The sequence below is a fragment of the Stenotrophomonas sp. 05L413 genome, assembly GCF_056397945.1.
Map to the genome: position 1 here is coordinate 322493 of NZ_JBFTOL010000006.1, position 25121 is coordinate 347613.

The 25121-nt window shown below is 67.4% G+C and carries 22 protein-coding genes; 10 read left to right on the top strand and 12 right to left on the bottom strand.

The features are described from left to right. Positions 1 to 23: 23 nt before the first annotated feature. Together AC1DIQ_RS15210 and AC1DIQ_RS15215 are read left to right on the top strand one after the other, a co-directional pair. Entirely contained in the window at positions 24 to 821 is a 798-nt protein-coding gene (locus tag AC1DIQ_RS15210; protein ID WP_421100678.1) for a siderophore-interacting protein, read from the top strand. 57 nt (positions 822 to 878) lie between these two features. Next, the gene (locus AC1DIQ_RS15215; protein ID WP_478050323.1) at positions 879 to 1316 is read left to right on the top strand and encodes a hypothetical protein; all 438 of its coding nucleotides are present in this window, start codon (positions 879 to 881) and stop codon (positions 1314 to 1316) included. A 104-nt stretch (positions 1317 to 1420) separates the two neighbouring features. Here AC1DIQ_RS15215 and AC1DIQ_RS15220 read toward each other — a convergent pair whose 3' ends face one another. Continuing rightward, complete coding sequence (locus AC1DIQ_RS15220) at positions 1421 to 2122, bottom strand: YceI family protein (RefSeq protein WP_478050324.1); 702 nt, start codon at positions 2120 to 2122, stop codon at positions 1421 to 1423. Between the two features lie 85 nt (positions 2123 to 2207). Then, entirely contained in the window at positions 2208 to 2798 is a 591-nt protein-coding gene (locus AC1DIQ_RS15225) for a malonic semialdehyde reductase (RefSeq protein ID WP_088434587.1), read from the bottom strand. A gap of 129 nt (positions 2799 to 2927) precedes the next feature. Between AC1DIQ_RS15225 and AC1DIQ_RS15230 the strand changes: the two genes are divergently transcribed. The 5 genes from AC1DIQ_RS15230 (at position 2928) to AC1DIQ_RS15250 (ending at position 6602) form a co-directional block, all read left to right on the top strand. Beyond that, positions 2928 to 3899, top strand: coding sequence for a mitochondrial fission ELM1 family protein (locus tag AC1DIQ_RS15230; protein WP_478050325.1), 972 nt, complete (start codon positions 2928 to 2930; stop codon positions 3897 to 3899). A 57-nt stretch (positions 3900 to 3956) separates the two neighbouring features. After that, positions 3957 to 4820 (top strand): DUF2145 domain-containing protein, encoded by an 864-nt coding sequence (locus AC1DIQ_RS15235; RefSeq protein ID WP_462091397.1) that lies wholly within the window; start codon positions 3957 to 3959, stop codon positions 4818 to 4820. Between the two features lie 67 nt (positions 4821 to 4887). Beyond that, the gene (locus tag AC1DIQ_RS15240; protein WP_346467199.1) at positions 4888 to 5409 is read left to right on the top strand and encodes a hypothetical protein; all 522 of its coding nucleotides are present in this window, start codon (positions 4888 to 4890) and stop codon (positions 5407 to 5409) included. A gap of 34 nt (positions 5410 to 5443) precedes the next feature. Beyond that, positions 5444 to 5971, top strand: a complete 528-nt coding sequence (locus AC1DIQ_RS15245; RefSeq protein ID WP_478050326.1) for a hypothetical protein — start codon at positions 5444 to 5446, stop codon at positions 5969 to 5971. A 76-nt stretch (positions 5972 to 6047) separates the two neighbouring features. Then, on the top strand, positions 6048 to 6602 hold the full coding sequence (locus AC1DIQ_RS15250) for a queuosine precursor transporter (protein WP_259261656.1): 555 nt from the start codon (positions 6048 to 6050) through the stop codon (positions 6600 to 6602). A gap of 59 nt (positions 6603 to 6661) precedes the next feature. Here the strand turns inward: AC1DIQ_RS15250 and glnE are convergent, their stop codons facing one another. Beyond that, positions 6662 to 9445: a bifunctional [glutamate--ammonia ligase]-adenylyl-L-tyrosine phosphorylase/[glutamate--ammonia-ligase] adenylyltransferase gene (glnE, locus tag AC1DIQ_RS15255; protein WP_478050327.1), complete on the bottom strand. Its 2784-nt coding sequence runs from the start codon at positions 9443 to 9445 to the stop codon at positions 6662 to 6664. Positions 9446 to 9763: 318 nt separating this feature from the next. Between glnE and AC1DIQ_RS15260 the strand changes: the two genes are divergently transcribed. Further along, positions 9764 to 11278 carry an acetyl-CoA hydrolase/transferase family protein gene (locus AC1DIQ_RS15260; protein WP_461770716.1) on the top strand — a complete coding sequence of 505 codons (1515 nt, stop codon included), beginning with the start codon at positions 9764 to 9766 and terminating at the stop codon, positions 11276 to 11278. 220 nt (positions 11279 to 11498) lie between these two features. Here AC1DIQ_RS15260 and hglS read toward each other — a convergent pair whose 3' ends face one another. The 9 genes from hglS to AC1DIQ_RS15305 form a co-directional block, all read right to left on the bottom strand. Beyond that, a complete protein-coding gene (gene hglS / locus AC1DIQ_RS15265; protein WP_478050328.1) occupies positions 11499 to 12866 on the bottom strand; it encodes a 2-oxoadipate dioxygenase/decarboxylase HglS in 1368 nt (455 codons plus the stop codon). 96 nt (positions 12867 to 12962) lie between these two features. Then, entirely contained in the window at positions 12963 to 13508 is a 546-nt protein-coding gene (locus tag AC1DIQ_RS15270) for a hypothetical protein (RefSeq protein WP_478050329.1), read from the bottom strand. Further along, positions 13505 to 14257, bottom strand: a complete 753-nt coding sequence (locus tag AC1DIQ_RS15275; protein WP_121042309.1) for an HAD family hydrolase — start codon at positions 14255 to 14257, stop codon at positions 13505 to 13507. Before AC1DIQ_RS15275 ends, AC1DIQ_RS15270 begins: the two co-directional genes overlap by 4 nt. 109 nt (positions 14258 to 14366) lie before the next feature. Next, entirely contained in the window at positions 14367 to 14783 is a 417-nt protein-coding gene (locus AC1DIQ_RS15280) for an EF-hand domain-containing protein (RefSeq protein WP_478050330.1), read from the bottom strand. A gap of 219 nt (positions 14784 to 15002) precedes the next feature. Next, positions 15003 to 15380 (bottom strand): hypothetical protein, encoded by a 378-nt coding sequence (locus tag AC1DIQ_RS15285; RefSeq protein WP_265309774.1) that lies wholly within the window; start codon positions 15378 to 15380, stop codon positions 15003 to 15005. A 43-nt stretch (positions 15381 to 15423) separates the two neighbouring features. Continuing rightward, positions 15424 to 16161: a M15 family metallopeptidase gene (locus tag AC1DIQ_RS15290; protein WP_282264176.1), complete on the bottom strand. Its 738-nt coding sequence runs from the start codon at positions 16159 to 16161 to the stop codon at positions 15424 to 15426. Beyond that, positions 16115 to 17692 carry a serine hydrolase domain-containing protein gene (locus AC1DIQ_RS15295; RefSeq protein WP_282264178.1) on the bottom strand — a complete coding sequence of 526 codons (1578 nt, stop codon included), beginning with the start codon at positions 17690 to 17692 and terminating at the stop codon, positions 16115 to 16117. Before AC1DIQ_RS15295 ends, AC1DIQ_RS15290 begins: the two co-directional genes overlap by 47 nt. Before the next feature lie 182 nt (positions 17693 to 17874). Then, positions 17875 to 20901, bottom strand: a complete 3027-nt coding sequence (locus AC1DIQ_RS15300) for a TonB-dependent receptor (RefSeq protein ID WP_121042301.1) — start codon at positions 20899 to 20901, stop codon at positions 17875 to 17877. A 43-nt stretch (positions 20902 to 20944) separates the two neighbouring features. After that, positions 20945 to 22429, bottom strand: a complete 1485-nt coding sequence (locus AC1DIQ_RS15305; protein ID WP_121042299.1) for a transglutaminase-like domain-containing protein — start codon at positions 22427 to 22429, stop codon at positions 20945 to 20947. 134 nt (positions 22430 to 22563) lie between these two features. On the opposite strand from AC1DIQ_RS15305, the gene AC1DIQ_RS15310 reads away from it, so the two are divergent. Both AC1DIQ_RS15310 and AC1DIQ_RS15315 read left to right on the top strand, forming a co-directional pair. Beyond that, positions 22564 to 24009: a C40 family peptidase gene (locus tag AC1DIQ_RS15310; protein WP_121042297.1), complete on the top strand. Its 1446-nt coding sequence runs from the start codon at positions 22564 to 22566 to the stop codon at positions 24007 to 24009. Continuing rightward, positions 24010 to 25119, top strand: coding sequence for a dipeptide epimerase (locus AC1DIQ_RS15315; RefSeq protein WP_121042295.1), 1110 nt, complete (start codon positions 24010 to 24012; stop codon positions 25117 to 25119). It begins immediately after the preceding gene. The last annotated feature ends 2 nt before the right edge of the window (positions 25120 to 25121 follow it).

The window sequence follows — 25121 nt, forward strand, 5'->3', positions numbered from 1 at the left end:
CGGCACTGATCCAGGTATTCCCCATGGCTCTGCATGAAAACCGACTGCTCCGTCATACCGTGACGTTCCGCCCGCTGCAGGTGCTGCGCACCGAAGAGATCAGCCCGTGCATGCGCCGGGTGATCGTCGGGGGCGAGGCACTGGAAGGCTTCGATTCGCCCTCGCCGGATGACCACGTCAAGCTGTTCTTCCCCAACGCCGAGGGCCAGTTCGTGGTCCCGACGATGACCCCGGAAGGCCCGCGCTACCCGGACGGCCAGACGCCTTCCCCCTCGCGCGATTACACCCCGCGCTGGTGGGATCTGGAGACCCACGAGCTGGCGCTGGATTTCGTCATGCACGGCGACGGCCTGGCCTCGACCTGGGCCGCCAACGCGCAGCCGGGCGATGCGATCGCCGTGGGCGGCCCGCGTGGCTCGCACATGACCGCCGATGACTTCGACACCTACGTGCTGATCGGCGATGAAACCGCGCTGCCGGCGATCGGCCGCTGGCTGGAGACGCTGCCGGACGGCGCGAATGCCGATGTCTACATCGAGATCCCGGAATCCGGTGACCGCCAGGAGCTGCCGGAGGACGACCGCATCCGCGTCTCGTGGCTGGAGCGCAACGGCTTCGACGCCGCCAGCAGCACCCTGCTGGAGGACGTGCTGACCGATTTCGAGGAACCGGACGGCGACACCTTCTACTGGATCGCGGCCGAATCGCGCCGGGCCCGGATGATGCGCAAGTACATCGAGGGTCACCTGGGTGTGCCGAAGGACTGGATCCGCTCCACCGGCTACTGGAAGGCCCACGGCAGCGAGCACCACGACGACTGAGCCCGCGACGGGCACCGGCCGCGAATGCGACAATCGCGTTTTGTGCCGGTGCCTTTCATGCAAGCCTCTCCTCTTTCGGCACTGACCGATCTGATCGACCGCGCCGAGCGGGCCGATCCCGCGCTGGATGCCGCCCTGGCGGCGCTGGCGCCTTCCGTGGGCGAGAACATCGCCCCGCTGCGCACCGCCCTGGTGCCGCTGGCCCGCGCGCAGGCGGCGCTGGTGCAGGCGAACATCGATATCGACCTGGTCGCCGATGAGCTGCGCCGTTACCAGAAGTACGCGATGCCCGGTAAGCCGAGCCTGCAGATCGTGCAGCTGCGCAAGCAGCAGGCCTCGGTGAAGCAGGCCGCGCTGCTGGCCCGCCAGGCGTTTGCGCAGGCCACCCATGCGTTCCTGCGTGAGAGCGGCTTGACCGCGCCGGCACGGCGCACGCCGACCGATTTCACCACGCTGTGGCTGGGCAAGGTGAGCGCGCAGGTGGCGGCGGGTTGATTAACACCGCAGAACGGTAGTGCCGGCCGCTGGCCGGCTCGCCCCATAAAGAAAGCCCGCCAATTGGCGGGCTTTCTGCCTTCTCACGACGAGTGAGGAGAAACTCAGGCAGCCGGCTTTTCGCCAGTGGCCTCGGTGGTGATGCGGATGTTCACTTCATCGCTGACGTTCGGGGCGTACGCGCCGACGCCGAAATCGCTGCGCTTGATGGTGGTGGTGGCATCGAAGCCCGCCGCCGGCACCTTGGCCATCGGGTGCTCGCCGCCGCCATTGATGGTGACATCCAGGGTCACCGGCTTGGTGATGTCCTTGATGGTCAGGTCGCCGGTCACGGTCAGCTTGTTGGTGCCGTTGGCCTCAACCTTGGTGCTCTTGAAGGTGGCGGCCGGGAACTTGGCGGCGTCGAAGAAATCGGCGCTCTTCAGGTGCTCGTCGAACTTGGCGGTGAAGCTGTTCAGGCCGGTCAGCGGCAGCTTCACTTGCACGGTGGACTTGGTCACGTCAGCGGCGTCATACACCAGGGTGCCTTCGGCGCTGCCGAAATGCGCGGTCGGGTGCGAGAAGCCGAAGTGGCTCCACTGGACCAGCACGTCGGTGTGGGTCGGGTCGAGCTTGTAGGTGCCCGAGGCGATCTGGATGGCCTCGGCGGCCGGGGCGGCAGCCGCGGCGTCCGCAGCCGGGGCGGCGGTTTCGGTGGCGGCCGGCGCGTCAGCAGCCGGGGCAGCGGCTTCGTCGGCCGGCTTGGAGCAGGCGGCGATGGCCAGGGTCAGGGCGAGCGGCAGCAGCAGTTTGCGGGTCACGGTCATGTCAGGTCTCTCTCGTAATCGAAGGGAAAAGAAAAAAATTCATGCAGCCCATCCGCACGGACGGGCCACGATCCGGCGGTAACGCTTATGCGATGCGGGCGGCTTCGTCGAAGGACAGGCGAGGCAGCCGCGGGAACAGGCCCGAGGCGTCACCGTACCCCAGGTTGACGAGGAAATTCGACTTGATCGCGGTGCCCTTGAAGAAGGCTTCGTCGACCTTGGCGTTGTCGAAGCCGGACATCGGGCCGGCATCCAGACCCAGCGCGCGGGCGGCCAGGATCAGGTAGGCGCCCTGCAGGCTGCCATTGCGGAACGCGCCTTCGGTGCGGCCTTCACGCGGGCCGTCGAACCACGCCTTGGCATCGGTGTGCGGGAACAGGAACGGCAGCTTCTCGTGGAAGTCTTCGTCGAAGGCGACGATCACCGTGACCGGGGCGGCCAGGGTCTTGTCGTGGTTGCCTTCGGACAGGGCCGGGGCGAGCTTGGCCTTGGCTTCCGGGGATTTCACGAACACGAAGCGCGCCGGGCTGCCGTTGGCGGCGGTCGGCCCCCACTTCAGCAGCTCGTACAGCGCCTTGAGCTGGCTGTCGTCGACCGGCTTATCAAGGAAGGCGTTCTGGGTGCGGGCGGTACGGAACAACTGATCGAGCGCAGCATCGTCAAGGACGTGGGACATGAAGCCTCCGGAAATAAGGGGAATCGTTCGCGCATCGGCTACCGTGGCAGGGCGACAGCGCGATCGGCGAAGGCTGGCAGTGTAGAGTGTCGCGACAGTTGCAACACCCAGCCTGACTGAAACGAATTAATGCCATACGTGAAACGATGGAGTCCGCCCTGGACGATCACTGACGGCCGTGCCGGCAATGTGCGGCAGGCGGTGGCCCTGGCCACGGCATTGAAGCTGGGGGCGCATCGTCCGCTGGTACTCACCCCGCGCGCGCCCTGGCGTTGGCTGGCCCCGCGCTGGTTGCCCGGTGCCGCCAAGGGCTACGGTGACGCCTTCGCAGCCCTGGCCGCCGACGCCCCTGAGCTGGCCGTCGGCTGTGGCCGCCAGGCGGCCGGCGCGCTGCGCGAACTGCGCCGCCGTGGCACCAAGGTCGTCCAGATCCTCGACCCTCGCCTCAGCCCGCGCCATTGGGACCTGCTGGTGGTGCCCGAGCATGACCGGCTGCGCGGCAGCAACGTGCTCACCCTGCTCGGCAGCCTCAACCCGGTCAACGATGACTGGCTGGCCTGCGGACGTGCCGCCTTTGCAGCATTCAGCGCCCTGCCTGGCCCGCGCACCGCGCTGCTGGTCGGCGGGCCGACCCCGAATGCGCCGTGGCATGAGCCGGACATGGTGCAGGTGTTCCAGCAGCTCGCTTCCCAGCTGCGCGAGGAAGGCGGCAGCCTGCTGGCCACGACCTCGCGACGTACCCCGCCGGCCCTGGTCGGGGCGCTGCGCAGTGCGTTTGCCGAGGTGCCGAATGTGATCTGGGGCGATGGCGGCGATGGCGTGAACCCGTATGCCGGGCTGCTCGGGTGGGCCAACCGCGTGGTGGTCTCGCCGGATTCGGTGAACCTGCTCTCTGAAGCGTGCGCCACACGCATGCCGGTCGCCGTGGCCCTGGCCGACCAGGCGCAAGGGCGACTCGCGCACTTCCAGCACGCGCTGCGCGAACGCGGCCGGTTGCAGCCGCGCTGGCTGGACTGGCAGACGCAGGGCCGCATCGAGCCGCTGCGCGAGACCACGCGCGTTGCCGAGGACGTACGCGCGCGGTTGGGGATTCAGGCCTGACGGCATCGCACAGCGTTATGATGCGGCCGCGGCCGGTGCCGCCGGAGACTGTGTGACATGGACGTACCCTTCGCTGCACTGATCAAGCGCCTGCACCCGGTTCTGCTGTGTAGCGTATTGCTGGGCGCCGCGCTGACCGCGCAGGCCGAACCGCAGTGCACCGAGCGCTATCCCACGCCGGCTGCGTTGGCCTCCATGTTCGATGTGGCCCTGGCCACCACCGACGCGTTGGACGCACTCGATGGCGTGGACGTGGTGCTGATCGCCCGCGGTGGTCAGGACCTGAGCAAGTACGGCCTGCGCCACAGTCATCTGGCCTTCCTGCTGCGCGAAGACGATGGGCAGTGGCGCGCGGTGCACCTGCTCAATCCGTGCAAGACCGCCGAGTCGCACTTGTTCCGCGAAGGTGTCGCCACCTTCATCGGCGAGACCTCCAGCCACACCGACCTGCGCATCGGCGTGCCGACGCCTGCGCTGCGCGATGCGCTCAAGGCGATGCTCACCCAGCCGGCGATCCAGGCAAAGGCGCTGCATGAAGCGCGCTACAGCGTGGTGGCGTATCCGTTCCGCACCGAGTACCAGAATTCCAACCAGTGGATCCTGGAAGTACTGGGCGCGGCGATGGCGCAGGTGGAAGAGCGCACCCTGATCGTCAACCGGACCCAGGCGCAGCAATGGCTGCAGCGGCACATGTATACGCCCAGCACGCTGCACATCGGCGTGGCCAAGCGGCTCGGCGCGCGCTTCTTCGTGCCCAATGCCGCCGTTACCGACCACCCGGCCAGCGAGCGCATTTCCGGCAACTACTCGGTGGTGACGGTGGAATCGATCTTTGATTTCCTGCAACTGCGCAGCAGCCTGCAGCAGGAACTGGCCGTGCCGCATGTACCGGTGAAAGGCATTACCGCCCCCAAACCGTGAGTCAGCGGCGGGCAGCACGCCAGCGCGCATACTGCGGACCTATGTTGAGCCATCAGAAGGATCTTCGATGACACGAGTTTCGCGCAGCGTCGTTTCACCGCTGCTGGCCATTGCCGTATGCGCGGCCAGCCTGCCCGCGCCCGCGCAGGTGGTGGGCATCAATCACCCGGTGACCAGCAGCGTCATCGTCACCTCGGTGGTGAGCGTGGTGGTGGTGACCGCACCGGTGTGGCTGGTTTCGGCCGGCCTGAGCAAGGCCAGCGATGCTTCGGCCCGACGCAGCCGCGCGGCCAAGGACGCACGTGGCAAAGCCGGTCCGCTGCCGCCGCTCACCGTGGAGAAGGTGGAACGCACGCCCGAAGGCGGCATCGAAATGGCCCTGCAGAACCCGCAGGCACCGGACGAGCCGGCCGTGATTGCCTGGCCTGCGCGCGAGGACAACCCGGCAGCCGCGGTGGCGGTGGGCGACGTACTGGCGCTGACGCCCACCCAGGGCGGCGCCGGCTGGACCGTGACCACGGCCGAGGGCACGGCCTTGGCCTTCCTGCCCATCGATGCGGCGGCGGCGCAGCCGAGTGCACGTTGGTAACCCCTTGCTGTCCACCGTCTCGCGGAGCTATTGAATGAACCGGATATCCCGTCCTGCCGTTGCGCCACTGCTGGCGCTGGCCTTGCTCGTGACCAGCCTGCCGGTCAGCGCCCAGAACCTCAGCAATGCCTCGCCGGTCACCAGCAGCGTCCTCACCACCTCGGTGGTGAGCCTGGCGGTGATCACCGCACCGGTCTGGCTCAGTGCGTTGGGGGTCAGCGAACTGCATGACGCCTCCATGCCGCACAACCTGACCGCCCGGGCCGCGAAGCGGCAGAAGGCCGGCCCGCTACCGCCGCTCACCGTGGAGCGCGTGGCGCACCTGCCCGACGGCAGCTACCAGGTGGCGCTGAAGAACCCGCAGGCCCCGGATGCACCGGCCGTGGTGGCCTGGCCGGCGCGTGCCGACAACCCGGCGGCAGGGATGAAGGTGGGCGATGTGCTGGCGTTCACCCCGACCCCGGCCGGCGCGGGCTGGATGGTGGCCGATGCCAAAGGCGCCGCGCTGGCGTTCCTGCCGACCCAGGATGCGGCGGCCACCAGCATGAGCGAACGCTTCTGACTGAACCGGTCCGGGCTGGCCCTGGGCCGGCCAAGCCCGGATAATCCGCCGCTTCCCCCGACTTCCCCGGCTCGCCATGTCCGCGCGTCCTGCCATTGCCTTTGCCCCGTTGACCCCGCGCTCGCTGCTGCTGGCGGTGCTGGCCATGGGCGCGGTGGTGCTGGGCTCGAACGTGCTGGTGCAGTACCCGATCAACGACTGGCTGACCTGGGGTGCCTTCAGCTACCCGGTGGCGTTCCTGGTCAGCAACCTGATCAACCGCCGCTTTGGGCCGGAGGCGGCACGGCGGGTGGCCTGGGCCGGGTTCGCGTTGGCGGTGCTGCTGTCGATCTGGATCGCCACGCCGCGGATCGCGGTGGCCTCGTGCCTGGCCTTCATCGCTGCGCAGCTGTTGGACATCACCGTATTCGACCGGCTGCGCCGCGGGCACTGGTGGCGCGCGCCGATGGTGGCAACGACCTGCAGCGCGACGCTGGATACGACGATTTTCTGGAGCATCGCCTTCGCCGGTTCCAGCCTGCCGTGGGTGAGCTGGGCGCTGGGCGATCTGGCGGTGAAGCTGACGATCGGCGTGTTCCTGCTGGCGCCGTTCCGCGCGTTGCTGTGGAAGATGGCACCTCGCGCGGTGTGACATTGGGCGCCGATTGCCCGGTGTAGCGCTGGCGGTCGGGTATCGCTATCGGTCGGGCATCACGATGGGTAGTGCCGGCCGCTGGCCGGCTCTGCAGAGTTCATGGGGCGCGGGCGGCGGTCCAGCGTGCAGGCCAAGCCCACATCCAGCAGCGCCGCATGCGCCTCGTGCAGGCCATCGCGGGTGCCGCCGGGCAGCCAGGCGATGTCGGCCAGCGCGTCGATCAGGCTGGGGGTATCGCGCGGTTGCACCACCTGCGGGTGCGTAACGGCGCTGTCGAGCACGCCGGTCTGCAGCAGGAATTCGAGATCGACGATACCGCCTGCGCCCTGCTTGAGATCGAGCCGTGCGGCATCGCTGCGGTCCAGTTCGGCACGCATGCGCGCCCGCATCTTCAGCACATCGGTGTAGAGCACGGTGTTGTCGCGCGGGCGCGCCAGCGTCTGCGCGCGCACCCGTTCGAAGTCGGCCAACAGCGAGTCATCGCCGGCGATGGCACGGGCACGCACCAGTGCCTGGTGCTCCCAGGTCCAGGCGCGTTCGCGCTGGTATTCGGTATAGCTGGCCAGCGAGGACACCAGCGCGCCTTTGCCGCCATCCGGGCGCAGCCGCACGTCGATGTCGTACAGGCGGCCGGCGGCGGTGACCGCGCCGAGCATCGCCATCACCTTCTGCGCCAGGCGCGCATACCAGCGGCCGGGGTCCAGCGGGCGTGGACCGTCGCTGCTGTCCTGATCGGCCGGGTGATCGTGCAGGAAGACCAGATCCAGATCCGAGCCGAAGCCCAGCTCCAACCCGCCCAGACTGCCGTAGCCGATGATGGCGAAACGCCCGCCGGGAATGCCACCGTGCTGGCGCTGCATGTCGGCCTGCACCAGCGCGAGCACGGTGACGACCACCGCCTGCGCGAGTTCGGCCAGTTGCCGGGTGGTGTCGACCGCGCGCTGGCGACCATCCAGCGTGGCCATCGCCATGCGGAAGCTCAGCGCCAGCCGGATCTCGTTGAGCAGCCGCAGCGCGGCTTCGGGATCATCGATGGTCAGCGCGACAGCGCACTCGGCCTGCATGCCCGCGGCATCCGGCATCGGGCCGGAGACGCGCACGTCCAGCAGTTCATCGAGCAGCAGCGGATACGCCGCCAGGCGCTCGGCCAGCAATGCGCTGCGTGCAAGTACGTCAACCAGGCGCGCCAATGCGCTGGGCTGTTCGTCGAGCAGGGCGAGATAACTGGTCCGGCGCAGGATCGCCTGCAGCAGGCCGAGCACGCGCTTGAGCGCGGCATCCGGCTGCGGTGAGCGCGTGGCGGCGTGCAGCAGCGCCGGCAGCACCCGGTCCAGGCGCGCACGCGCGGCATCGGACAAGGACTTCACCCCGGAGCTCTGCGCGAAGTCGCGCAGGGATTGATCGGCGCTGCCGGCATCGAAGAAGCCGGCCTCGGCCAGCACCTCGGCGCTGCCGTTGTCGGGCAGGCCACGCCAGTAGCTGGCCAGTGCATCCGGCGCGGCCTGGCCCCGGCGCGGTGCGAGCAGTGCGGCGAACTCGGTGCTGACGCGCTCGCGCTGCACATCCAGCGCGGCAACCAGCGCGTCCCAGTCGTCGTAACCGAGTCCGCTGGCGATGCGCAGGCGGTCAGTGGTGTCGGTGGGCAGTGCATGCGTCTGTGCATCGCGCAGCATCTGCAGGCGGTTTTCCAGGCGACGCAGGAAACCGTAGGCATGCAGCAGGTCGGCGCCGTCCTGTTCGGCCATCTGGCCGGCGGCGACCAGCGCGGGCAGCGCATGCAGCAGGCGACGCTCGCGCAGCGGCGCTTCGCGGCCCCCGCGGATCAGCTGCAGCGCCTGCGCGAGGAACTCGATTTCGCGGATGCCGCCGGGGCCGCGCTTGATGTCATCGTGCATCTCGCGGCGCGAGACCTCGGCGGTGATCGCGGCCTTCATTTCGCGCAGGCCATCGAGCGCGGTGAAATCCAGATAGCGGCGGTAGACGAACGGGCGCAGGGTCTGCAGCCACGCTTCGCCGGCGGCGATATCCCCGGCGACGGCACGCGCCTTCAGCCAGGCATAGCGCTCCCAGTCACGGCCTTCGCGCTGGAAGTACTGGTCCATGCCGGCGAACGACAGCGCCACGCGCCCGGCATTGCCGAAGGGGCGCAGGCGCAGATCGACGCGGTGGCTGAAGCCATCCACGGTGGTGTCATCGAGCAACCGCGCGAGGCGCTGGCCAAGGCGTGCGAAGTATTCCTCGGCGGCGAGCGGGCGCGCGCCATCGGATTCGCCGCCCTGCGGGTAGGCGTAGACCAGATCCACGTCCGAACTGAAATTGAGTTCCCCACCGCCCAACTTGCCCAGCCCGAACACGACCAGCTGCTGCGCGCTGCCGTCCGCCGCACGGACCACGCCATGGCGGCCGGTGAATTCCTGCTCCAGCGCGGAGAGCGCGAGCTGCAGGCACTCCTCCGCCAGGCGGGTGGCACCGGCAAGCGTGGCAGGCACGTCATCCTGCCCGGTCAGGTCGCGCCAGATCAGGCGGGTGGAGGCGGCGGTGCGGTAGCGGCGCAGGCGCTGCTGCCATTCGCTGGGCTGCAGCGGGTCCAGTTCCGGCAGGGGCAGCGGTGGGCAGCCTTCCTGGGTGAGATGCGACAACAGCGCCGGCTGGCGGCACAGGGTGTCGATGGCGAAATCGCTGGTGACGGCCAGCGCACGCAGGGTCTCCAGAACGGGCGCCGGCGGTGGCCAGTGGCCGCCATCGGTCAGCGACAGGGCCAGGCGCGCCAGGGCGCGATCAACCAGGGGAACAAGGGCGTCGGGGACGCGCGCGGGCGCGGCGAGGTCGGAAATCGGCATGGGGGGATTATGCCCGGCGCGTGTCGACGCGAGAGACCCATCGGCGCCCCGATGTTCCGGAAGCGAGACATAAAAAAGCCCGCTTGCAGCGAACTGCCAGCGGGCTCTGCTCCCTCCCCCACGTCGGGATGCAGGTCGATCTTCTAGGGTCGGCGACGAACTTGCACGCTGCACTGCAAAACAATACTTGCGGGTACAGAAGTAGACCGGAAACCTGAACAGGGAGGCGCCGATGTAAAAACGCCATCCCACCAAGGTAGAACCCCTGCCCCTGCGTGGATCGCCGATAATGGCGATCCCCCCAAAAACGTTGTCGTCATGTCTGTCGATCGCATTGCAAACGCGCGTCTGCGTGACCGCGTTGTCTCCGCTGAAGCTGCCGCCGCCCTGATCCAGCCGGGTGAAACCGTCGCCATGAGCGGCTTTACCGGTTCAGGCTACCCCAAGGCGGTGCCGGTCGCGCTGGCGCAGCGCATCGAAGCGGTGCACGCCCAGGGGCTGCCCTTCCAGATCAGCCTGATGACCGGCGCCTCGACCGCGCCGGAGCTGGATGGCGCGCTGGCCAAGGCCGATGGCATCGCGATGCGCATGCCGTTCCAGAGCGACCCGGATGCGCGCAACCGCATCAACGAGGGCAAGCTGGATTACATCGACATCCACCTCAGCCATGTCGCCCAGCACGTGTGGTTCGGCTTCTATGGCGATATCGATACCGCGGTGATCGAGGTCTCGGCGATCCGCGAGGACGGCTCGCTGGTGCCCTCCACCTCGGTCGGCAACAACAAGACCTGGTTGGACCTGGCCAAGAAGGTGATCGTCGAGGTCAACGAATGGCAGCCGGCCGGCGTGGACGGCATGCACGACATCTACTACGGCACCGCGCTGCCGCCGCACCGCAAGCCGATTCCGCTGGTGCACGCTAACGACCGCATCGGCGAGACCGCGCTGCGTTGCGACCCGGACAAGATCGTCGCCGTTGTGCGCACCAACGGCCCGGACCGCAACAGCCCGTTCAGCCCGATCGATACGACCAGCGAGCAGATCGCGCAGTACCTGATCGAATTTCTCAAGCACGAGGTGGCCAAGGGCCGCCTGCCGGCCAATCTGCTGCCGCTGCAGAGCGGCGTGGGCAACATCCCCAACGCGGTGCTGGCCGGGCTGGCCAAGAGCGGCTTCCGCGATCTGAGCGCGTTCACCGAGGTGATCCAGGACGGCATGCTCGATCTGCTGCGCGATGGCGTGCTGAGCTACGCCTCCTGCACCGGCTTCGCGCTGAGCCCGCAGGCGAACGAGACCTTCAAGGAACACATCGATTTCTACCGCGAGCGCATCATCATGCGCACGCAGGAGATCTCGAACCATCCGGAGCTGGTGCGCCGCCTGGGCTGCATCGGCATGAACGGCATGATCGAGGCCGACCTGTACGGCAACGTCAACTCGACCCACGTGATGGGCAGCCGGATCATGAACGGCATCGGCGGCTCGGGTGACTTCGCGCGCAACGGTTTCCTGTCCGCGTTCCTGAGTCCTTCGACGGCGAAGAACGGCAGCATCTCGGCGATCGTGCCGATGGTCAGCCACGTGGATCACACCGAACACGATGTGTCGGTGATCGTCACCGAACAGGGCCTGGCTGATCTGCGCGGCCTGCCCCCGCGCAAGCGCGCGCGGGTGGTCATCGACAACTGTGCGCATCCGGATTTCCGCGATCAGTTGAATGACTATTTCGACCGTGCCAGCCGCGAGAGCTATGGCAAGCACACCCCGCATCTGCTGCCCGAAGCGCTGTCGTGGCACCAGCGGTGGCTGGATACCGGGACGATGAAAGCCTGAGGATGCACGGTACCGACCGACGGTCGGTACCTGCCGGGACGTTCTGTTTCCGGGTAGTGCCGGCCGCTGGCCGGCTCCACGCATTACCGTCCGCAAGCCCGGATGCGCGTTTGGTACATGAGGAGCCGGCCAGCGGCCGGCACTACCGTAGGGCGGTCCGTGAGTGGTCAGCGATCCGGGCGGGTTACCGGTAGTGCCGGCCGCTGGCCGGCTCCTTCCGTCAGCGGCTCCGAAGGCTTGCCAGCGATTCGGCCTGCAGCCGCGCGTAGATCGCGAACTCGTCCTCCACCGTCATGCCCAGCGCCTGCTCGAAGGCATCGCGGTTGGCATGTGCGGCGTAGGCGCGCTGTTCGTCGCCGCCGAGATTGGACTGGAAGATGCCCGCGGCGCTGACCGGCAGGAAATCCTCGTAGACGATCGGATCGGCACTGGCCAGCCCGGCGGCAATCAGCGCTTCGGCCGGCAGATCACCCACCGCACCCGGGTTGGCGCGACCGGCGTCGGTCAGGGCGTAGCGGTAGTACCCCAGGTCCTCACGGCGCAGGGTGTCGTGGTCATCCGGGAAGGCGATGAATGCCTCGGCCAGGCGGGTCGGGTAATCCTGGCCGGTGCTGCCGGCCCCCCCACTGTCGCGTGCCTGCGCAAGCAGCTGGTCGTATAGCGCGCGCCCTTTGGGCGTCAGGGCGAGGCCGCGCTGTTCGATCTCACCGAAACGCGCGGTATGCGTGCCGGCATCGCCAGCGTCCCCCGAGGGGAAGTGCACGGTTTCTTCCAGCGCCTTGAAGCTGGTCTGGCGCAGCAGGATCGGGCACCGACGCGGAGGTGGGCCTTCGATCACGGCCTTGGCGTCGATGCCACGGGCCAGCATGCCGTCCTGCGCAGCGTCGATGTCCAGCGTGCGCGGGGTCAGGTGATTGATGTGCGGGCCGCGGAAGCTGACCACATCGGCGATCAGCCGGTGCGCGTCATGCAGCGCGTGATAGGTATCCAGTGACACCGTGGCGTCGCCATGCCAACGGAAGGTCTCCAGTGCTTCGATGACGAAGCGGCGCGCATCGGCTTCGTCGAGGCCACCCTCGCGTTCGGCCTGCGCGATCAGGGCCAGCGCGGTATCGGTGAAGATCCGGCGCTGGGCGAGAATGGCAGCGGACTGCTCGCGCAGCGCGGCGTTCTCGATCAGCTCCAGCCGCAGCAGCGAGGTGAACACGCGGAATGGATTGCGCGCCAGCGCCTGCGCGGTGCGCGGGCGGAAGGCGGTGGAATGCACCGGCACGCCGGCCACCGAGAGGTCGTAGTAGCCGATCGGGTACATGCCCATCAGCGCGAACAGGCGGCCCAGCGTGGCCAGTTCTTCCGCCGTGCCGACCCGGATCGCACCATGGCGTTCCTGGTCCAGCCGGGCGCGTTCATCGGTGCGGTCCAACTGCTCGGCCAGCGCCGGAGTGGCGGTCAGCACGGCGTCGTTGATCTCGGCCACCAGGTCGACCAGGGTGCCGTACAGCGGCACCTCGGTGCGGTACATGGTGGACATCGCCTGGGCGAACAGGCTGCGGATATCGTCGGGTGAAACGAAACGGTCGGCGCTCATTACGTACTCGGCAACGGATCACGAGGGGGTGCAGCAATCGCGCATTGTCGCCGAGCGCGGGGGTTACCGCGATCTGCACAGCAGCAAAGAAGTCCCTCAGCGCGCGGGCGACGTGGGACTGCTCGCCGTGCGCTGGCGCTGCTCGCGGTTCCCCAGCTGGCGCTGCAGCGTCGCGTCCAGCTTCACCGGGCGGTCCCAGTGGTCGTGGCTGGCGACGATGGCGTGGCGCAAGGCGCGCCAGTGCAGGTTGGTCGGCGTGACCGGCAGCTGGGCCACCACCGCTTCCCAGCGTTTGGCCTCGCCCTCCTCCGGTACCGTACGCGACCACGTCTGCACGCTTTCGCGGCAGGAACGTTCGATCACAAGCGCCCAGAAACAGGCGAAGTAGATGTCGCCGGCCTGCCAGCCGTGGGTGTGCATCAGCGCGGCGATGTAGCCACGCGAGACGCCGGCATAGCGCGAGACTTCATCCAGAAAGCTGTCCGGGTAGCGCTCGGCGTAGTGGTTGATGTCCTGCAGCTGGGTGTCCACCCAGGCATCGCCGGTGTCCACCACGTAGGCGGCGGACTTCTCCGGGGTCTGCTCGGCCACGGCTGCCCAGGGCAGCATCAGCAGCAGCGCGAGCAGGCCGGCGCGCATCATCCGGCCTGTGCGGCCTTGGCTTCGATGGTCCGCAGCGCCTGCGGCCAGTCGAAGGCGGTCGGTGCATCGACCATGCGCGGTTCGTCGTCGGCCACGCCGTGCTGGGTTTCGTGCGCCCAGGTCACCGCGTAGGGAGTGTGGATGCCCCAGCCGCCGAGGGTGACCACCGGCTCGATGTCCGAGCGCAGCGAATTGCCGACCATCACGAAGCGCTTGATCGGCAGATCGAACTCCTCCAGCACGCGGGCATAGGTTTCCGGGTCTTTCTCGGAGACGATCTCGATGCGCGGGAACAGGTCGCGCAGGTTGGCCACCTTGATCTTGGCCTCCTGATGGAACAGGTCGCCCTTGGTGATCAGCACGACCGGGTAATCGCGGGCGATCTCGGTAACCGACTCACGCACGCCGTCGATCAGCTCGACCGGGTGGCGCAGGGTGTCGTGGCCGATGTCCAGCATCTGCTGCAGGTCGCGGGCGCTGATGGTCTGGTTGGTGATCTCGATGGCGGCTTCCACCATCGACAGGGTCATGCCCTTCACGCCATAGCCGAACACGCCGAGGTTGCGCTGCTGCACTTCCAGCAGGTGGCGCGCAGTCTGCGTGTCGTGCACGTCGATGTAGCGCGACAGGATATCCAAGTAGTCCTGCTCGGCCTTGCGGTAGAAATCCTCGCTCTTCCACAGCGTGTCATCACCGTCAAAACCAACCAGGCCGATAGCGCCTTGCGGCGTGGGCAGGGAAGTCATCATCGGCCAAGGATACCAACAGCGGCCCAGCGGCCCCACCCCGGCGGCCCATAAAGAAAGGGCGGCCGAAGCCGCCCTTTCCCCCTCACTGCGCTACCGGTGTCCCCGGTCCTTACTTGCTCTGCTGGGCGCCATTGCCGGCGGCCTTGCCTTGCTGGGCGGCCACGTACGCCTTGTATTCATCCGGCGAGAGCTCGCCGTCCTTGTTGGTGTCGGCCTGGTCGAACACCTGGGCAAGGCCCGCGTTCACCTGTGCCTCGGCCTTGCTGATGGTGCCGTTGCCGTCGGTATCGACGCTGGCCCACGTCTGGCCACCGCCACCACCGGCCTGCGCGGAGGCCTGCGCTGCGGCGTTGGCAGCGGTATCGGCTGCGTCGCCCGCCTGCGCTGCCGCCTGCTGTGCCTGGGCGGCCTGATTCTGCGCCTGCGCGGCACTGTGCTGTGCCGACTGGGCCATCGCCGGCATGGCCAGCACACTGCCTGCGGCGACGATCAGGGCGATCAGGGGCTTGCGGATGCGAGTAGTCATTGGGGTGGTCTCCTTGGTAGGTATTGCGCGGCCTGTTGTTTCCGCACGGCCCCACACTGCCACCCCGTTTGTGAATCGATATTGCCCCTCGACCGCGCTGCGCACGCGGCCTTAACCACCTGCGCGAACGTGTGCATTACCGCAGTGGTTAGCCGCAGGTGAGCAGTTGGTAACACGCCCATTCATTGGCCCGGCATTTAACCGGATGCGAACGCAATCTCACGCGGTGTTGCTGTTTTTTTCGCCTGAGCGGGAACTGAACAAAAGCCACCCCAGTGCAACACCGCCGATCGCACCGGCCACCTCGAGCACCACGCGCGAGCCCAGTTCGTTCGGATCATGGATACCGGCGAGGAACAGCCGCGCATACAGGGGCGACTCCAGCCGCATCATGCCCATATAGAAGAGATTCCACGCATCGATGCCGGCCGAGGCCACCACCGCGATCACGCAGGCCCAGCCGATCGCATGCCCGTCGGTCCAGCCTGCCCAGCGGCACAGGCGATGCCACAGCGCATACACCAGCAGCCCGACCAACAGCGCGATCAGCCCTGCCTCCAGCGTTCCCAGCAATCCAAAGTGCAGCGGCAGGTTCATCGTGGTCCGATCCGGCAGTCAGTGCACAGTGTAGCGGTGCGCCTCAGCGGACCGGCACATCGTAGGCGGTGGTCGGTGCCGGCTCGGGCTGCAGGGTGAAATGCCACCACTCCATCGGGTAGTTGGCGAAGCCGCGACGTGCCATCGCCTGGCGCAGGTGCTGGCGGTGGCTGCGCTGGCCCTCGCTGATCTCCGGCGCATCGGTATGCGCGCGCGGGCCGAAGAAATCGAAGTCGGTGCCCATGTCCACGGGCGCGCAGGGGCCGGTGCGGCAATCGAGCAGGGTCAGATCGACCGTGGCAGCGCGGCTGTGGCCGGAGGTCTCGGCGATGTAGCCACCGAGCAGGGCGGGCTTGTCGAGGTCCGGGTACTGCTGCGCCTTGCGCGACTGCTCGTGCGGATCCTGTGCCCAGGCGACGAAGGCCTTCACCGCGTGGGCCGGGCGGTAGCAGTCAAAGAGCCGCAGCGCGAAGCCATCCGCACGCAGGTCGGCCTCCACCTGTGCCAGTGCAGTCGCCGCCGGGGCGAGCAGATAGCACTTGGGCGCGTCATAGCCGGGCACGCGCTGGCCAGTGAAGTTGTCGGGGCCGGCGTAGCGGATGTCCTGTTCGATCGCCGGTGTCAGCGTGCGGATGTCGACCAGTCCGGCCTCGGCCACATCGCGCGCGGGCGAGATCGTCACCGCTGGCGCTGCCGCGTGGGCACTGCCGGCCAGCAGCGCCAGCAGCAGCGCGCTACGGACAATCGCCGGTGCGGGTGAAGTGCAGGTCCTGGTAGTCATAACTGAAGTCGATCTCCGGATCGATCGCGGCCAAGGTCAGGGCGGGCGTCGCGCCTGGCTGCAGCTGCAACCAGGGCTCGGCATCGGCCCCGAGCGTATCCCACTGCACCAGCCAGCGCTCACCGAGCTGCATGACCTGGCCGCTTAGCATCGGCGATTTGGCCACGCTGAAACGCAGCGCGCCCTGCTCCGGGCAGAGCAGCGCCTCGCCCAGCCACGGATCGCGATAACGGCCGTGCGCGGCGGCGGTGGTGCGAAGCGAGGCGGCACGGCGCGCGCCGGTATCCGGGCGCACCTGCCCGGCATCGCGGCGGCCAGTGCGCTCCTGGTCCAGCAGGGCCAGATAATGACTCACGTCGGCCGTGTCGTCCGGTGCGGTGTAGGTCTTCAACGCGGCCTGCATCAGCGCGGTGCGTGCATCCTCGGCGTCGCTGTTGATCAGGATCACCACGCCGACCTTGCGGTCCGGCAGCAGCGCGAGCGAGGAATACATCCCGGACAGCGTGCCGGTGTGGGCCACCTTCCACTGGCCATCCATGTCCGACACGCGCCAGCCGTAGCCGTAGGCGGACACATGTGCATTGTCCCAGCGACGTTGGCGCTCACCCAGCGGCATCGGCATGTGCGCGGTCCACAGCGCGCGGCGCTGCGCCGTGCTCAGCCAACCGGGCACGAGCGCCGGATCGAGCAGCACCTGCATCCAGCGGGTCATGTCGCGCAGGCTGCAGCGGATGCCGCCGGCGGCCATCGAGGTCAGATCGGCGCTGGTGTCACCATCGGCACCGCGCACCACGTTGCGGCCGTCCTTCCGCGTGTGCGGCTGGGCAACGTTGCCCACCGCCGCGACCGACCACGCGCCGACCTGGCAGCGATCCATGCCCAGCGGCGAGAAGACTTCCTCGCGCAGCAGTTGATCGTACGGTTTGCCACCGGCTGCGGCGGCGACTTCGCCAGCGACCACATACATCAGGTTGTCGTAGGCATAGCCGCTGCGGAAGCTGGTGACCGGCTTGAGATGGGCCAGCCCGGCGATGATGTCCTGGCGGGTGAAGCTGTTCGGCTCGGGCCACAGCATCAGATCGCCCGCGCCAAGGCCCAGTCCGCTGTTGTGGATCAGCAGATCACGCACCTGCATCTGCTGCGTGACCCACGGGTCGTGCATGCGGAACTGCGGCAGGTACTTGATGACCGGGTCGTCCCAGCGCAGGAGACCGCGGTCGACCAGACGGGCGAGCAGCGCGGCGGTCATCGCCTTGCTGTTGGAGGCGATCTTGAACAGGGTATCCGCATCGATGGCCTCGCCCTGCCCGGCGCGGCGCTCGCCACGGGTGCCGATGAAGACGGGGTTACCATCGTCGACGACGGCCATGGCGATGCCCGGCAGCTGTTCGTGGGCGACGGTCTGATCGAGCAGGCGATTGAAGGTGTCGGTGGGCTCGGCTGCCCGTGCGCTGGGGGCGATGGCCAGGGTGCAGGCCAGGCCAAGCGTGAGAAGGCGGGATCGACTGTGTGTTGAAGCGCGTGACGGCATGGGTTCCCTCGTCATGACCGGAGGGCCTGCTTCTTTGGCCGCCGGTTGAAAGCTGTACCGACCAACGGTCGGTACCTACCAGTGGGTGTTTGAGGCACGTACCGACCAACGGTCGGCACCTACCGTATGGCGGTGAAGGCAGGTGCCGACGCACTGTCGGCACCTGCCACGCACGGGACGGATCAGAAGTTCCAGGTCACCATCAGCTGCGTGTAACGCGGTGCCTGCCAGCGGGTGCCGGTGTTGAAGGTGTTCTCACGCACCTGGCCCGGCTGGGCTTCATAACGCTGGTGCACGTTGATGACGGTCTGGTTGTTGAACAGGTTGTAGACCGACAGGCGTGCGCTCAGGTCGATGCCCTCCACCGGCAGCCGCCAGGTGACGTTGGCGCCCATGGTCCAGGTCCACGGCAGGCGACCGAAGGCGCCGCGTGGGCTGTACTCGAACTGGCGCTGGTTGTACGCGCCCGAGCAGTTGGCCACGCACAGCCAGCCGGTACCGCCGCCGCTGCCTTCACTGGAGGTGCTGCCGCCGGCCACGGTGTCGTTGGGCCACATCACGCCGAAGGCGGTGATCGGGCCACCGGACAGCACCTGCAGCGTGGTGCCGAACGACCACTGCTCGTTCAGCGCGTAGGCGGCGCGGAACTTGAACTGATGGCGGAAGTCGTTGAACAGCGGGCCATAGCGCTGGTTGTTGGATGGATGATCCCAGTGCTGGACCATGCCGGTGTCGCCGTAGTTGGTATCCGAATTGACCGGACCTTCGAAGTTGCCATCGCTGCGCGACCACAGGTAAGACGCGTTGAACAGCCACTTCTCATCCCACGCGCGGTCGATCTGGAATTCCAGCGCCTTGTAGGTGCGCTTGGGCTTGGAATAGCCCACCACCTCCAGGCTGCCGCCCTTGCGGTAGCCATCCTTGGAGGTATCAATGGTGATCCAGCCCTCGGTGGCGCAGCCGATGCTGGAGTCGCCCCAGATCGTCAGGCTCTCGCCCGGATTGGCGATCGGCCACAGGGTGGTGCCGGTCGGCCCGCACGGGGTGTGGTTGATGCGCATGTCATCCAGCGCGCGGTCCATCTTGCGGTAGGTGGCGTTGACGCCCCACGACCAAGCCTGGTTGATCATGGTCTGGAAGCCGAGGATGTACTCGTCCTGGTAGACCGCCTTCAGATCCTTGTCCACGCTCTGGCGCAGGTCGGCCGCACCGGTGTTCATGCGGGTATCGACCGGGCCGATCTGCTGGCCGATGACCGGGGCCATGTACGGCGCACCGGTGACCGGATTGGCCTGCTGCTGCCAGCCGTTGAGCACGTAGTAGGAGTACTCGTCGGTGAGGCCACCGGCGAAGTTGACGTTGATGTTGTTGGTCACCGGCAGGTAATAGCGGCCGGCGTTGCCGAACAGCTTGGTGCTGCCGTCGCCCTTCATGTCCCACGAGAAGCCGAAGCGCGGCGCGATCAGGTCGTCCATCTTGATGAAGGCATCGCCGTCGGCAGTGCGGTTCTCGAAGCGGTCCCAGCGCACGCCGAGGTTCAACATCAGGTTCGGGGTGATGTTCCAGATGTCTTCCAGATAGAACGCGTTGGCTTCCGTCTCGAAGGTGCCGCCGGACACGCGATTGCGTGCGCGCAGCATCTCGGTCACACCGGCCGGCACATAGGCGTTGGCGCCATCCCACACTTCATCGCCCGGCCGGGCGACGTAGGCGGTGTAGCTGAGCTGGGTCGGGCCCGGGTAACGCGTGGACTGCTTGGTCGTCATCAGCTCGCGGTCCACACCGAAGCGCAGCAGGTGCGTGCCCAGCTGCCATTCGAAGTCCAACCGCGCGACTTCGCGCGTGTCATCGCGCTCGGCAACGGCGGCGCCGGTGGGGTGGCAGCCCGGGCGCAGGCCGTTGAGCTTGCCCAGACGTGACGCATAGCTGGCGTCGGTGAACACCGGGCTGCACGCTTCATCCAGCGAGGAGTTGGTGAAGGCGCGCTGGTTGTTTTCGCCCACCATGGCACGCGCGGTGAAGTTCTCGCCGAAGTGACCGGTGTAGGTTGCCGACCAGTTCTTGCCACCGGTCTCGGTGACTGAATCGCCGCCCCACGCACCGATCTGATCATCATCCCAATCGTAGTTGTACGCGCCGTTGGTGATCTCACCCTCATCGGAGAACGCCAGCAGCGCCAGGCTGTGGTTGTCGTTGATGTTCCAATCCAGCTTGGCGCCCCAGAAGCCGTTGTCGCTCTTGTTCTTGAACCAGCTCAGTGCGTCGGAGGAGGTGTTGTGGCCGGTGTCGTCGCGGTCTTCATACATCGCGAACAGGAACAGCTTGTCCTTGATGATCGGGCCGGAACCCCAGACGTTGGTCTTCAGGAACGAGCTGTCGTCGCGGCTGGCATAGGAATGCGGCGTGCCGTCGCGATGGAAGTGGTCACGTGGGCTGGAGCGCAGCGCGCTCGGTTCGGCAGTGACTTCCACGCCGCCTTGGAACTCGTTGGTGCCCGAGCGCGTCACCGCATTGATCACGCCGCCGGTGGAACGCCCGAATTCCACCGAGTAGCCACCGGTCTTGACCTGGAATTCGTTGAAGAAGCCGAACGGCGCGCTGGAGAAGCCACGACGGGTGTACATGTCGGTGACGTTCAAGCCGTTGATGAAGACCGCGTTCTCTGCCACCGAGGAACCGGCGAAGGACAGGCCACCGAACGAGGAATTGCCGCCCACCACACCGGGTGCCAGCAATGCCACTGCCGATAGATCCTGCGCCACCGGCAGACGCGACAGCTCCTGGCGGTTGACGTTGAACGAGGTCTCGGTGGAATACACGTCCACGCGGTTGACCACGCGGGCACCGATCACCTGCAGCGCATCGAGGTTGACCACGTCACCGCTGCTGGCCAGATTGACGGTGGTGGTGCCGCCGACTGCCACGCTCACCGCGAACGGCTCACCCAGCTTCTGGCCATCACGGCTGAGCTGCAGCTGGTAATCGCCGACCGGCAACTGACCCAGGCGGTAGCTGCCATCGGCACTGGCGGTGACCGTGCGGGTCAGGCCGGTGCCGTTGCTGACCACCGTCACCTGGTCACCGGCCGTCGCACGGCCGGCCACGGCACCACTGACGTTCTGTGCCGAGGCGCCTATCGGCACCAGGCTGCCCAGACACACCCCCAGCGCGGCGTACAACGCCGCACGCTTCAATCGCTTTGCATTCATTCCCTGCTCTCTCCTGCAGATGTGGAATCGTGGATACCGCTGTTTACCGCGTTGCCTCCAGTGGCACCACGTGCGACTGGACGTCGTAATTCCATTGATCGAAGTACAGGTTGCCGCCGGACCACTCGGCCTCACCGCGCTGGGAATCCACCGTGTCCGAGCGGACGTGCTGCTTGGCTGGCACCAGCGGCTGGCCGTAGTCGTCGTTGAAGGCGATGCGATAGGCATCCAGCCCGCCCAGATAGAAATCGCGCAACGCCGGCTGCGGGCTGTCCAGCCGGCCGGTGGTGACATCCATCGGCACCCAGCCATATGGGGCCAGATACACCGCGCCCCAGTCGTGCAGGTTGTTGTAGCCGACCGCATCGTCCGAATAGACCATGCCGGACTGCCAGCGCGCGGGAATCCCGTTCAGGCGCAACAGGGCGATCAGCAGCAGCGTCTGCTGCCCACAATCGGCATGGCCGGCGTGCAGGGCGTAATCGCTGATGTTGGCGATCGTCGCGTACTCGCGCGCACCGGCCCACGGAATGGCGTCCACCGCGTCGAACAGCTTCTGCACGATCCGGTACGGATCGGTCTCCGTCCCGACTACCTTCGTCGAGAACGCGCGCAGCGCCGGGGTGAACACGATGTGCGGCGCCTGCTCGGCGAGGTACGGCTTCAGCGCAGGATCCTGCGGCGTGGGCTGGACCCTGGCCGGATCGACCTCGATATGCCGGGCGTACACAGTCACTGCGTAGCGGATCTGGAACTCCGTGGGCGTGCCGGCCACCGCCTTGCGCTCCAGGTAGGCGGTCCGCTGCAGGGTGGCTTCAGGCGCCACCTGCGCGCCGGCCGGTGAACCCGCGATCCAGGTGATGTCTTGCTGCTGCCCGGGGATGGCGCGCGGGTACGGAATCCACGCGCGGATGATTTCGCCGGCAGGCACGGCATCGGGCTTGACCACCAGCGACTGGGTCACCTCGATGCGGCGCGGCACCAGGCTGGTCGCGCCCGTAGCGCGGGCCGCAGCGACGATCTCCTCGTGGTGCGGGTGCAGGTGCTCGTAAGGGCCATCCTTCGGCACCGGGGCATCGGGTGCCCGCCGCGCGCGTGCCTCGGCGCTGATCCGGAACAGATTGGACGGCGCGCGTTTGAAGTAGCGGCGCTGGCCATCGATATCCAGGTGTTCGATCAGGCCGGCCGCCTCCCAGCGCGCGAACTCGTCCTCGCGAAGGTCGGGGATCTGCTTGCGCAGCTGCGCTTTGGCAGCCGACGCGTCCAGGGTGAAGTCCAGTCGCATGCGACGCATGCGCTCGCGCTCGAAGGCATAGGCCTGACGATCGGCTGCCGGCAGGCGCGGATCCTGCAACGCCGCCGCGATGTCGGCCTCGGCCTGCGCGAACGCACCGCGGTCGATCCCGGCTATCACCGTCGGCAGCGCGGCCGGCGCAGCGGCCAGCCCCCACGGCGTTGCCAGCAGACCAGCGCACAGGCACCAGACAGCAGGCAGAGGCAATCGCGGTTTGCGCATCACAGGATCCACGGCGACACTTCCCAAGGTGCGGGTGGGGTAATCGCTGTGTAACACGGGCCTGATAGCCGGTCAATAATTTATTCTTGCTTTCGTCGAAAAAAGGAATAAATATTCCTGATGCTTCCGAGGAGGGTGACCGCGTGATGATCCTGGCTTCCCCCCACCGCCCCGTGCGGTCCCGCTGGCTTTCGCGCACTTTACTGGCGGCGGTCCTTGCGACGACGCTGGCGCCGGCATGGGCCGAGGCGCCGCGTGCTGCGCCCGCCGCCGATTTCGGCGGGGTCATCGCCCTGCGCGAGGCCTATCTCGCGCCCGGCTTCTGGGCCGATCGCCTGCCCGATCCGGACCGCGTGATCCTTGATCGCGCAGCTATCGCCGCGCAGAACGCCCGCATGCGTGCCGAAGACGCCTCGATCCACGATCTCCGCGCGCTGCCGGCGCAGCTGCCCCGCGCTCAAGTGCTGGGCAGCATCCAGTCCCTGTCCACGTGGCCACAGCGCACGCTGTATGGCCAGGATGGCAAGCCCATCAGCGACGGGCAGCGCAGTGAGACGCTGGCCAATCTCGCGCTGGACGCGATACCGGCGCAGCGCGCCCTCCAGTACGGCCTGGTGACCCATCGTGCCGCGCTGCGGGCGTTCCCGACCGCGCTGCGGGTGTTCAGCAGCCAGGGCGACACCGATATCGACCGCTTCCAGGAGTCGGCGCTGTTCCCCGGCGATGCGGTGGCGGTGCTGCATGAAAGCGCCGACGGGCGCTGGCTGTTCATCACCAGCGAACGGTATTCGGCGTGGATCGAAAGGCGCTTCGTGGGTATCGGCGATGCGGAGACCGTGCTCGGCTACGGTCAGCACGGTCCTTACCGCGTGGTCACCGGCGCCACGGCGTTCACCGCCTACACGCCCGAGGAACCGCGCGTGTCGCGGCTTCAACTGGACATGGGCGTGCGCCTGCCGGTGATCGCCGACTGGCCGCTGGAGAAGACCGTCAATGGCCAGCAGGCACATGCCGCGCATGTGGTGCGGCTGCCGGTACGCGAAGCCGACGGTCGCCTGGCACTGATCCCGGCGCTGCTGCCGCGTTCGCAGGACACTGCGGATGACTACCTGCCGCTGACCCCGCGCACACTGCTGACCCAGGCCTTCAAGTTCCTCGGCGAACGCTACGGCTGGGGCCACGATTACGACACCCGCGACTGCAGCGGCTTCGTCTCGGAGATCTACCGCAGCGTGGGCGTGCTGATGCCACGCAACACCAGCGCGCAGGCGATCAGCCCCGCGCTGGACCGCATCGCCTTCACCGCGAAGGACGGCAAGCCCACGCGCGACGCCGCCGTAAAAGAGCTGCAGGTCGGCGATCTGGTCTACATCCCCGGCCACGTGATGATGGCGATCGGCCACATCGACGGCCGCACCTGGCTGATCCATGACACCGCCGGCGGCGGCTGGATCGGCGCGGACGGCAAGCGCGTGCAGGCCCATCTCAACGGCGTGTCGGTCACTCCGCTGGAGCCGATGATGGCCAGCGATACCGTGAGCTACATCGACCGCATCACCAACATCCAGCGCCTTCGGCCACAGACCCCCTGAATGAAGATCACCGACATCGAACTCGGCATGCTGCGCGTGCCGCTGAAGACCCCGTTCAAGACCGCGCTGCGCACCGTGGACACCGTCGAAGACGTAGTGGTGCTGGTCCGCACCGACAGCGGCCACACCGGCTACGGTGAGGCGCCGGCCACGGCGGTGATCACCGGCGATACCCACGGCTCGATCATCGAGGCCATCGACAGCTTCATCAAGCCGCGCCTGATCGGCGAGGACGTGGCCAACCTCAACCGGCTCTGCGGGCTGATCCAGACCTCGATGGAACGCAACACCAGCGCCAAGGCGGCGGTGGAGATCGCGATCTACGATCTGTGGGCGCAGCTGCACAACGCGCCGCTGTACCGCATGCTCGGTGGTGGCGACCCGGTGATCACCACCGACATCACCATCAGCGTGGACTACATCGACAAGATGGTGGCCGACTCGCTCTCGGCGATCGAACGCGGGTTCGAGTCGCTGAAGATCAAGGTCGGCAAGGACATCGGCCTGGACATCGAACGGGTCAAGGCGATCCACGCCGCGGTGCAGGGCCGCGCCCTGCTGCGGCTGGATGCCAACCAGGGCTGGACCGCCAAGCAGGCCGTGCACGCGATGCATGCGCTGGAAGAAGCCGGCGTGGTGCTGGAGCTGCTGGAGCAGCCGGTCAAGGCCGCCGACATCAGTGGCCTGAAATACGTCACCGATCGCGTCAACACGCCGGTCATGGCCGATGAAAGCGTGTTCAACCCCGGCCAGGTATTCGACCTGATCCAGCAGCGCGCCGCCGACATCATCAACATCAAGCTGATGAAGACCGGCGGGTTGTCCAACGCGATCCGCATCGCCGACATCGCCGCGATCTACGGCGTGCCGTGCATGATCGGCTGCATGATCGAATCGAGCATCTCGGTGGCCGCCGCCGTGCACCTGGCCGTCGCCAAGAGCGACATCATCACCAAGGTGGATCTGGACGGGCCGTCACTGGGCCAGTTCAACCCGGTCACCGGCGGGGTCAACTTCAACGAATCGGAGATCACCATCAGCGATGCGCCCGGGCTGGGCATCACCGAGGTGCGTGGGCTGGACATGATCACGCCGCGGCGGTGGTCCTGACC